Genomic DNA, 9,618 nt, shown 5'->3' with positions numbered 1-9,618 from the left:
ATGTGTATAAGAGACAGTGCCGGTGGTGATAAGGGCGCCGACAACGACGACCGCAATGCCGATGGCGAACAGCTGCCGGTCAGACGGGCCGCGTCCGTCCAGCTCAAAGGAATTGGGCATGGTCCACCTAGCCGCCGAACCGTGCGCCGGAGTCGACGCCCCAGAGAGCCATGGTGAGCAGCATGTTCACGATGATCACGACGGTGATGCTTGCCCGCATCCCGTGCCCCGCGGCCACCCCGACGCCTTCCGGGCCACCGCTCGCGTAATACCCGTAGTAGCACTGGATCGTCGATGCGATCCAGACGAAGATGACGGCCTTGATCAGGGAATAGACGATGTCCTGGCCGGCCAGCATCAGCGTGAAGTAGTGCAGGTAGGAACCGGTCGATCCGCCACTGCTGATTCCGACGACCAGCTGAGTGCTCAGGTAGCCGATCGCCAGGCACGCCGCGTACAGCGGGACGATCGCCACCACCGAAGCGATCAGCCTCGTGGTCACCAGGTAGGGGATCGGGCGGATGGCGATCGATTCCATGGCGTCGATCTCCTCGGCAATGCGCATGGACCCCAGCTGGGCGGTGAATCGGCAGCCGCCCTGCATGGCGAAAGCCAGCGATGCCATCAGAGGCGCCAGCTCCCGCGTGTTGACCAACGAGGAGACGAACCCGGTCGCGGGTCCGAGCCCGAGCAGATCCAGGAAGTTGTAGCCCTCGATGCCGACGAGCGCGCCGACCGTCATGCCGAGCACAACGGCTACCCCGGCGGTGCCGCCACCCACGACGATCGAACCGTTGCCCCAGGTGATGTTCGACAACAACCGCAAGAACTCGCCGCGGTATTGGCGCAGCGCCAGCGGCACGGCGACGGCCGCCCGGACGAAGAAGACCAGCAGATGGCCGAGCCGGATGATCGGCACCTTGCCCCTGCGGTAGATCCGGACGAACGGCACCGAAATCGGCGCGAGCGGTTGGTACGCGGAAGCGGTCATGTCACAGCCCCGTCCTGGGCGACAACATGATGTAGAGCTGGCTGATCGCGACGTTGACGATCATCAGCAACAGGATCGCCTCGACGACCGCCGCGTTGACCGAGTTGGCCACGCCCGTCGGTCCGCCCTTGGTCGACAAGCCTTTCTGGCTCGCCACGATGGCCACGATGGCGCCGAAAACGATCGCCTTCAGCAGCGCCAAGATCATGTCGCCGGTCGTGGCGAACGACGCGAATGTCGACACGAAGCTGCCCGGCGCCCCGTTCTGGAAATACACGTTGAACATGTAGCTTGCGAAGAATCCGGCGAAGCACACCACGCCGGTGAGGGCCACGCCGATCATCACAGCGGCGGCCAAACGGGGGACGACCAGCCGGCGGATCACCGAGACGCCCATCACCTCCATCGCGTCGGTTTCCTCGCGCATCTTCCGCGAACCCAGGTCGGCGGTGATGGCCGATCCGACGGCCGACGCCATCAGCACCGCGGCCACCAGCGACGCCCCCTGACGGATGACCGCGAGGCCGCTGGCCGCCCCGGCCAGCGATGTGGCCCCGACCTGCCCGGCCAGCAGCGCGAACTGGATGGAGAGGGTGACGCTGATCGGCAGTGACACCAGGATCGTCGGCAATACGGCGGTGCCGGCCATGAAGGCACCCTGACGGACAAACTCTTGCCACTGGAATCGCCCGGTCAGCAGGTCGACGAAGAAGTATTGAGCGGTGCGCACGCCCAGAACGAACTGCTCGCCGACCGTCGTCAGCGAGGCGACGGGGTGGCGTTTGACATAACCCACCGACCAATCGCGAACGGCGCCGACGCCGTCAACCTGTGTCGTCATACTGGCGTGACCCGGGGTGCGTCCAGCAAACTCGTGGCAAGGGTCATCGCGTTCCAGCTACCGCTTCCATCGGCTCTCTTTCCGCCCCCGATTTCCCAAGTGCCGAGCGGACGACCGCCGCGTCTCCGATGGCAATTTTTATTAAAATAATGTCAACAAGGATAAAGACTCTGCAGTTCATCGGCGTGGGCTGCATCACAATAACCTACTTGATAGGGACTTTCAATAGTGTAGAGTCACTCATCTGAATCGCCGCTGGGCGGCGCCGCGGTGTTGGACTGTCGTACTGACGAAGGTGATCGCATGCCCTCAGCAAACAACGGCTCGCTGCGGGACAGGCGGCGGGCCGCGCTGCTGTCGCAGATCCAGCAGACCGCGCACCGGCTGTTCGCCGAGCGCGGCTTCGAGGCGGTGACGACCGAGGACATCGCCGCCGCCGCCGGCATCTCCATCAGCACCTATTTCCGGTACGCGCCCACGAAGGAGGGCCTGCTGGTCGATCCGGTCCGGGAGGCTGCCGCCGAGATCGTCGGGTCCTACAGCGCGCGGCCGTCACACGAGTCGCCCGTCGAAGCGTTGATTCAGCTATTCGTCACGCGCGCGAAGGATGTCAGCGCAGTCGACGATCTTGGGCCCTGGCGCCACGCCGTCGCAACCGCGCCCCACCTGCTGAGCAAATCCGTGTTGGTGAGCGAAGCCGACCACGACAAGCTGATCGAGCAGGTGGCATACCGGATGGGTGTCGACACTGCGGTCGACATCCGGCCCGCGTTGTTGGTCCACACGAGTTTGGCCACAGTGCAATTCGTTCTCGATGGCTGGCTGAACCCGGATATCGCTGCCAGCGCGCCTTTTCACGTGCAGTTAGAGGAAGCGCTGCGGCTTACCCTCGCCGGATTCGACTGACCGGGCGGCCCGAATCGGCGGCCGAGCGAAACTGCCGTGACTTTGCTTGTCGCCGCGTGACACAATCGCTGGCCGTGAAGACCTTTGAGGAGCTGTTCGCCGAACTGGGGGAGCGTGCCCGCACCCGACCGGCCGGCAGTGCCACGGTCGCCGCGCTCGACGGCGGCGTCCATGGGCTGGGCAAGAAGATCCTCGAGGAGGCCGGCGAGGTGTGGCTGGCCGCCGAACACGAACCCGACGAGGCGCTGGCCGAGGAGATCAGCCAGTTGCTGTATTGGACGCAGGTGTTGATGATCGCGCGTGGCCTGTCGCTCGACGACGTCTACCGGAAGCTGTGACGATGCTGCGAGTAGCGGTTCCCAACAAGGGCACGCTGAGCGAGCCGGCCAGCGAAATTCTCGCCGAGGCCGGCTATCGGCGGCGCACCGATTCCAAGGACCTCACCGTCATCGACCCGGTCAACCAGGTCGAGTTCTTCTTCCTGCGGCCCAAAGACATTGCGATCTATGTGGGTTCGGGGCAGCTGGATTTCGGCATCACCGGACGGGATCTGGTCCGCGACTCGGACGCCCCCGTGAAGGAACGGCTGGCGCTGGGTTTCGGGTCGTCGAGTTTCCGTTATGCCGGCCCGGCCGGCCGCGATTGGACGACGGCCGACCTGGCGGGCAAGCGAATCGCCACCGCCTACCCGAACCTCGTCCGAAAAGACTTGGCGGAGCGCGGTATTGAGGCAACCGTCATCCGGCTCGATGGGGCGGTGGAGATTTCGGTCCAGCTCGGCGTGGCCGACGCCATCGCCGACGTGGTCGGCTCGGGGCGCACGCTGAGCCTGCACGACCTGGTGGCCTTCGGCGATCCGCTGTGCGATTCGGAGGCGGTGCTCATCGAGGGCGCCGACCCCGATGGGCAGGAGGGGACCAGGGCCGCGCGCGACCAACTGGTGGCCCGGATTCAGGGGGTGGTGTTCGGCCAGCAGTATCTGATGCTCGACTACGACTGCCCGCGCTCGGTGCTCGAAAAGGCCACGGCGATCACGCCGGGACTGGAGTCACCGACCATCGCGCCGCTCGCCGACCCGGACTGGGTCGCCATCCGCGCGCTGGTGCCCCGTCGGGGCGTCAACGAGATCATGGACGAGTTGGCGGCCATCGGCGCCAAAGCGATTCTGGCGTCCGACATCAGGTTCTGCCGGTTCTGACCGAACGGGTGCGCCGTCGGCGGCTATGTTAGCGTCCGCCTAGGGCTGTTCGCCCGTGTCACTCCCATGGGCCGCCATCCCTTGCCGTTGCCGGGCTGTTCGTCCCCAGGAGGGTATTCGTGACACACGCGCTTGTTCTGCTGCTGGCTCTACTGATCGGTGTCGTCGCCGGGTTGCGTTCGCTGACGGCTCCCGCCGTGGTCGCCTGGGCGGCCTACCTCGGTTGGCTCGACCTGCATGGCACGTGGGCCTCCTGGATGGCCAACATCATCACGGTCATCGTGTTCACCGTTCTCGCGGTCGGCGAACTGGTCAACGACAAGCTGCCCAAGACACCCGCCCGCACGGCGCCGCCGATCTTCGCCGCCCGGATCATCATGGGCGGCCTGGCCGGGGCGGCGCTGGGAGCGTGGCCGCACTGGACGTTCACCGCGCTCGGGGCCGGTGTCATCGGTGCGGTGCTCGGCACCCTCGGCGGCTACCAGGCACGCAAGCGGCTTTCGGCCGTGGCCGGCAAGGACCTGCCCATCGCGCTGCTGGAGGACGTGGTCGCGATCGTCGGCGGGTTCGCCATCGCCGCGGTGACGGGTCATGTGCTGACGGAATACATCCTGACGGCGGTTAAGTGACAGAGCATTTCGACGCCGTCATCGTCGGCGCCGGCCAGGCCGGCCCACCACTGGCGGGGCGGTTGACGGCGGTCGGGCAGCGGGTCGCGCTGGTGGAGCGCAAGCTGATCGGCGGCACCTGCGTGAACACCGGCTGCATTCCGACGAAGACGCTGGTGGCCAGCGCGTACGCCGCCCACCTGGCGCGCCGCGGCGCCGACTACGGGGTGGCGACCGGACCGGTCAGCGTGGACATGGCGAAAGTCAAGGCGCGCAAAGACGAGATCATGTTGGGCGACCGTAAGGGCGTCGAGGACTGGTTGGCGGGCATGGACGGCTGCACGGTGTTTCGCGGGCACGCACGTTTTGCGGATCCGCACACGTTGCGCGTCGACGACACAGTGCTGCACGCCGACCGGATCTTTCTCAACGTCGGTGGCCGTGCGGTGGTGCCCGACATCCCCGGACTTTCCGACGTCGAGTTCCTCACCAATGTCTCGATCCTCGAACTCGACACGCTGCCAACGCATCTCGTCATCCTCGGCGGCAGCTACATCGCGCTGGAATTCGCGCAGATGTACCGGCGCTTCGGTGCGAGGGTGACCGTGGTCGAGAGGGGTTCGCGGTTGGCCTCTCGCGAGGACGAGGACGTGTCCGCCACGGTCCGCGACATTCTCGAGGGCGAGGGCATCGACGTGGTCGTCGGCGCCGATGACGTCCGAATCGCCGAGACCGGCAACGGTTTTGAACTCACGCCCAGTGCGGGCGCCGCCCCGATCACCGGAAGTCACCTGTTGGTGGCCGTGGGCCGCCGGCCCAACACCGACGACCTGGGGCTCGAGGCGGCCGGTGTGCAGACGGATGCCCGCGGCTACATCGTGGTCGACGACCAGCTCAAAACCAACGTCGACCACATCTGGGCCATGGGGGATTGCAATGGCAAGGGCGCCTTCACCCACACGTCTTACAACGATTTCGAGATCGTCGCCGCGAACCTGCTCGATGACGACCCGCGCAAGGTGAGCGACCGCATCACCACCTATGCGCTCTACATCGACCCACCGCTGGGGCGCGCCGGCATGACCGTCGATCAGGTCCGCGCGTCGGGACGCAAGGCACTGGTCGGCAAGCGGCCAATGACCCGGGTGGGTCGGGCGGTGGAAAAGGGTGAGACGCAAGGCTTTATGAAGGTGGTGGTGGACGCCGACACCCGGGAGATCCTGGGTGCGGCCATCCTCGGCGTCGGCGGCGACGAGGCCGTCCACGAGATCCTCGACGTCATGTCGGCCAAGGCGCCCTACACCACGCTGGCCCGCACGATGCACATCCACCCCACCGTCAGCGAGCTGATTCCCACGATGCTGCAGGAGATGACCCCGCTGCAGTAACTCGTTACCGGGATGCGGTGGCGGGGCGACGGGACCGGCGTCGCCTGCTGCGCGCGGCCGTCGGCCCCGGCCGGTGCACCGGTGGCGGCGCGATGACCTCGCGGGGCGCGGCCTGCCCGGCCAAGACGCCGATGACGGGTGAGGCCGCGGTGACCTGCTGGGCTTTCGCGCGGATGGCCGCCTTGCGCATCATCGATTCGGTGTCCCGGCGTTGCTCGGGCAGCGCGATGGTCACCACGTCGCCGGAGGCGCCGGCCCGGGCCGTGCGCCCGGACCGATGCAGGTAGGCCTTGTGCTCCGCGGGCGGGTCGACGTGGACCACCAATCCGACGTTGTCCACGTGCACGCCGCGGGCGGCGATGTCGGTCGCGACGAGCACCCGCGCGTGACCGGCCGCGAACGCCGCCAGGTTGCGGTCGCGCACGTTCTGGGACAGGTTGCCGTGTAACTCCACCGACGCGATGCCCGATTGAGTGAGCTGACGGGCCAGCTTGCGGGCCTGGTGCTTGGTTCGCATGAAGAGGATTCGCCGGGAGTCTCCCGCGGCCAACCGGTGCACCAACTCCTTCTTGGCCTGCGGCCCGTCGACACAGAAGAGGTGATGTGTCATCGCGGGAGTCACCGACACCGGTTCGGCGACCGACCGCGTTACCGGGTTGGAGAGGAATCGCTTCACCAGGGTGTCGACCGCGGCGTCGAGGGTAGCCGAGAACAGCATTCGCTGGCCGGCCGCGGGCGTGGCCGCCAAGATGCGGGTGACCGTGGGCAGGAAGCCCAGATCGGCGAGGTGGTCGGCCTCGTCGATGACGGTGACCTGCACCCCGCTCAGGTCGACGAGTCGTTGCTTCATCAGGTCTTCGAGGCGGCCCGGGCAGGCGACGACGATGTCGGTGCCCGACTTCAGCGCGGCAACCTGCCTGTGCTGCGGCACCCCGCCGAAGATCGTGGTGACCCGCAGGCCCCGGACGGCGGCAAGCGGCTTGATGGTTGCGGCGATCTGTGTCGCCAGTTCGCGGGTGGGTGCCAACACCAGACCGGTCGGCTTGCCCGGTCGCCGATCAGCGGCGTCGAGCCGGCTCACCAGCGGGATCGAAAACGCCAGTGTCTTCCCGCTACCGGTCTTGCCGCGCCCCAACACGTCACGGCCGGCAAGCGTATCCGGCAAGGTTTCGACCTGGATCGGGAACGGCCGCTGCGCGCCAAGCCCGGCGAGCGCGTCGACCAGCGGTGGGCTCACCCCGAGGTGAGCAAAAGTGTTGTCTTCCAGCATGTTTCAAATGTCCTAAGCATCGGTGGTAGCGAGATTGCCCTGATGGCAACATCGATCGCCGCGACTCGAGGCTGTGCGGTGCGCACCTGGTCATCTCGGACTCGGCGCCCCGCGGGGATCTGAGAAGAAATAACGAATCGATCACGACGTGCCGGCAAGCCGTTCGGCGCCAACGTTGGTAGCAGCTTAGCGCATTCGACGGTGGGCCGGTTAACCGGCGGCCGAGCCGAACGAGACCTTCGTCACATCGCTGAGGGGTGACCGCTCACGCCGCTGGCTGGGTTGGGTGTGAAACCGCTTGCGCGAGTGCGTCATTCGGCCAACCCGGGTAAGGCGGCGGCGTTCCGCCGAACAGCGGGCAGTACTGCTGGTGGGGGCACCAGTCGCACAACCGCGACTGGCTGGGCCGGAAATCGCCCGTCTGCCCGGCGGATTGGATGGCCCGCCAGATCGCCGTCAGGGTCTTCTCGAAGCGCAGTAACTCGTCGTGGTCCGGCGAGTAGTCCAGCACCTGCCCGTCGGCGAGGTAGATGAGCCGCAGCCGGGTGGGCAGCACGCCGCGCGTGCGCAGCAGCGCCACCGCGTAGAACTTCATCTGGAACATCGCCTTGAACTCGGCCAGGGCCCGCGCGGCCGGCGGCGCCTTGCCGGTCTTGTAGTCGACCACCCGCAGCTCGCCGGTGGCCGCGACGTCGATGCGGTCGATGAAACCGCGCAGCAGCGTGCCGTTGGCGAGCTCGACCTCCACGCGCTCCTCGCAGCACTGCGGGTCGAAGCGGGTCGGGTCCTCGAGCCGGTAGTAGCCGGACAGCAGGTCGCGGGCCTCGGCGAGCAGCTGGCTGCGTTGCTCGGCATCGAATTCGCCGACCAGTTCGGGCGCCGCCGCGACCACCTGCGCCCAGGCCGGCTCGATCAGCGACAGCGCGGTATCGGGACCGCGCTGCGCGGCGGGCAGGCCGTAGAGGTGCTGCAGGGCGGCGTGCACCACCGAACCGCGCAGCTGGGCGACGGACGGCGCCTCCGGCAGCCGGTCGATCGCGCGGAACCGGTACAGCAGCGGGCACTGCTTGAAGTCGGCGGCCCGCGAGGGGGACAGCGCCGGTTTCGAGGCCGGTCTGGAAGCCGGCCGCGGCAGCGGCTGGTCGGTCATGTCCGCAGCGTAGAACCGGGCCCCGACAACCCCGAGCACCGCCCGCGGCGAGTCGGCTGGCACGCTAGACGGCGTGTCCGCAACCGGCCCGTTCACCGTCGGGGAGCGCGTCCAGCTCACCGACGCCAAGGGCCGGCACTACACGATGTCGCTGACGCCCGGCGCCGAGTTTCACACCCATCGCGGCTCGATCGCCCACGACGCGCTGATCGGGCTGGAACAGGGCACGGTGGTCAAGTCCAGCAACGGCGCACCGTTTTTGGCGCTGCGCCCCCTGCTGGTCGACTACATCATGTCGATGCCCCGCGGACCGCAGGTCATCTACCCCAAGGACGCCGCGCAGATCGTGCACGAGGGCGACATCTTCCCGGGCGCGCGCGTGCTGGAGGCCGGGGCCGGATCGGGGGCCCTGACCTGCTCGCTGCTGCGCGCAATCGGGCCCGACGGGCGGGTGGTCTCCTACGAGCAGCGCCCCGACCACGCCGAACACGCCCGGCGCAACGTGTCGGTGTTCTATGGCGGGCCGCCGGACAACTGGGAGCTGATCGTCGGCGACCTCGCGGACTCCGATCGGCCCGACGGCACGTTCGACCGGGCCGTGCTCGACATGCTCGCGCCGTGGGAGGTGCTCGACGCGGTGTCGCGGCTGCTGATCCCCGGCGGCGTGCTGATGATCTACGTGGCCACGGTGACCCAGCTGTCGCGGGTCGTGGAGGCGCTGCGGGCCCAGCAGTGCTGGACCGAACCGCGGTCGTGGGAGACGCTGCAGCGCGGGTGGAATGTCGTGGGCCTGGCCGTGCGGCCGCAGCACTCGATGCGCGGGCACACGGCCTTCCTCGTCTTCACGCGCCGGCTCGCGCCGGGCGTCATCGCGCCCGCGCCGTTGGGGCGCAAACGCGAGGGCCGTGACGGCTAACCGTCGTCGTCGCTGCGGCGCAGGCCGCGCCGCACCGACAGCAGCTCGAACTCGGGGTGGGCGGCCACCAGTCGTTCGGCCGCGTCGAGGACGTCGACGGTGTGGCTGCGGTCGCCGGACACCAGGGCCACGCCGATGCCCGCGCGTCGATACAGCTCGTGGGAACCCGTCTCGGCCGCCGACACGCTGAACTTGCGTTGCAGCTCCGCCACGACGGGGCGGATGATCGACCGCTTCTCTTTGAGTGATCGGACGTCGCCGAGCAGGACGTCGAACTCGAGCCAGCCGATCCACATGCCGCGGCTCAACCGGGTGGGCTCGGGGAGGGACTCGGCTCCGGGGTGGGAGCC

11 protein-coding genes are annotated in these 9,618 nt (G+C 67.7%); 6 read left to right on the top strand and 5 right to left on the bottom strand.

Annotation, left to right across the window (positions count from 1 at the left end; genetic code table 11):
- Positions 1-127 precede the first annotated feature (127 nt).
- Positions 128-991 (bottom strand): ABC transporter permease, encoded by an 864-nt coding sequence (locus WU80_RS22805; protein ID WP_055399360.1) that lies wholly within the window; start codon positions 989-991, stop codon positions 128-130.
- 1 nt (position 992) lies between these two features.
- Positions 993-1,832 carry an ABC transporter permease gene (locus WU80_RS22800; protein WP_055399362.1) on the bottom strand — a complete coding sequence of 280 codons (840 nt, stop codon included), beginning with the start codon at positions 1,830-1,832 and terminating at the stop codon, positions 993-995.
- 303 nt (positions 1,833-2,135) lie between these two features.
- On the opposite strand from WU80_RS22800, the gene WU80_RS22795 reads away from it, so the two are divergent.
- The 5 genes from WU80_RS22795 (at position 2,136) to WU80_RS22775 (ending at position 5,932) form a co-directional block, all read left to right on the top strand.
- The gene (locus tag WU80_RS22795) at positions 2,136-2,738 is read left to right on the top strand and encodes a TetR family transcriptional regulator (protein WP_055399364.1); all 603 of its coding nucleotides are present in this window, start codon (positions 2,136-2,138) and stop codon (positions 2,736-2,738) included.
- Between the two features lie 56 nt (positions 2,739-2,794).
- Entirely contained in the window at positions 2,795-3,076 is a 282-nt protein-coding gene (locus WU80_RS22790) for a phosphoribosyl-ATP diphosphatase (RefSeq protein ID WP_055399366.1), read from the top strand.
- Positions 3,077-3,078: 2 nt separating this feature from the next.
- The gene (gene hisG / locus WU80_RS22785; RefSeq protein WP_055399368.1) at positions 3,079-3,936 is read left to right on the top strand and encodes an ATP phosphoribosyltransferase; all 858 of its coding nucleotides are present in this window, start codon (positions 3,079-3,081) and stop codon (positions 3,934-3,936) included.
- Positions 3,937-4,055: 119 nt separating this feature from the next.
- Positions 4,056-4,565 (top strand): hypothetical protein, encoded by a 510-nt coding sequence (locus WU80_RS22780; RefSeq protein ID WP_055399370.1) that lies wholly within the window; start codon positions 4,056-4,058, stop codon positions 4,563-4,565.
- Positions 4,562-5,932 carry an FAD-containing oxidoreductase gene (locus tag WU80_RS22775; RefSeq protein WP_055399372.1) on the top strand — a complete coding sequence of 457 codons (1,371 nt, stop codon included), beginning with the start codon at positions 4,562-4,564 and terminating at the stop codon, positions 5,930-5,932. The genes WU80_RS22780 and WU80_RS22775 overlap by 4 nt, the downstream gene beginning before the upstream one ends.
- 4 nt (positions 5,933-5,936) lie before the next feature.
- On the opposite strand, the gene WU80_RS22770 is transcribed toward WU80_RS22775, so the two are convergent.
- Positions 5,937-7,202 carry a DEAD/DEAH box helicase gene (locus WU80_RS22770; protein ID WP_055399374.1) on the bottom strand — a complete coding sequence of 422 codons (1,266 nt, stop codon included), beginning with the start codon at positions 7,200-7,202 and terminating at the stop codon, positions 5,937-5,939.
- 265 nt (positions 7,203-7,467) lie between these two features.
- Entirely contained in the window at positions 7,468-8,352 is an 885-nt protein-coding gene (locus WU80_RS22765; protein ID WP_055399376.1) for a RecB family exonuclease, read from the bottom strand.
- A 73-nt stretch (positions 8,353-8,425) separates the two neighbouring features.
- Here WU80_RS22765 and trmI point away from each other — a divergent pair, with 73 nt between their 5' ends.
- Positions 8,426-9,268, top strand: a complete 843-nt coding sequence (trmI, locus tag WU80_RS22760) for a tRNA (adenine(58)-N(1))-methyltransferase TrmI (protein WP_055399378.1) — start codon at positions 8,426-8,428, stop codon at positions 9,266-9,268.
- Here trmI and WU80_RS22755 read toward each other — a convergent pair.
- Positions 9,265-9,564 carry a DUF503 domain-containing protein gene (locus WU80_RS22755; RefSeq protein ID WP_055399380.1) on the bottom strand — a complete coding sequence of 100 codons (300 nt, stop codon included), beginning with the start codon at positions 9,562-9,564 and terminating at the stop codon, positions 9,265-9,267. The two genes, trmI and WU80_RS22755, sit on opposite strands and share 4 nt — an antisense overlap.
- Positions 9,565-9,618: the final 54 nt, after the last annotated feature.

Origin of the sequence: Mycobacterium sp. UM_11, from assembly GCF_001414075.1 — a bacterium.
Lineage (GTDB): Bacteria > Actinomycetota > Actinomycetes > Mycobacteriales > Mycobacteriaceae > Mycobacterium.
Note: the sequence above shows the minus strand (reverse complement) of the source record. Positions and strands in the feature narration are given on the sequence as shown.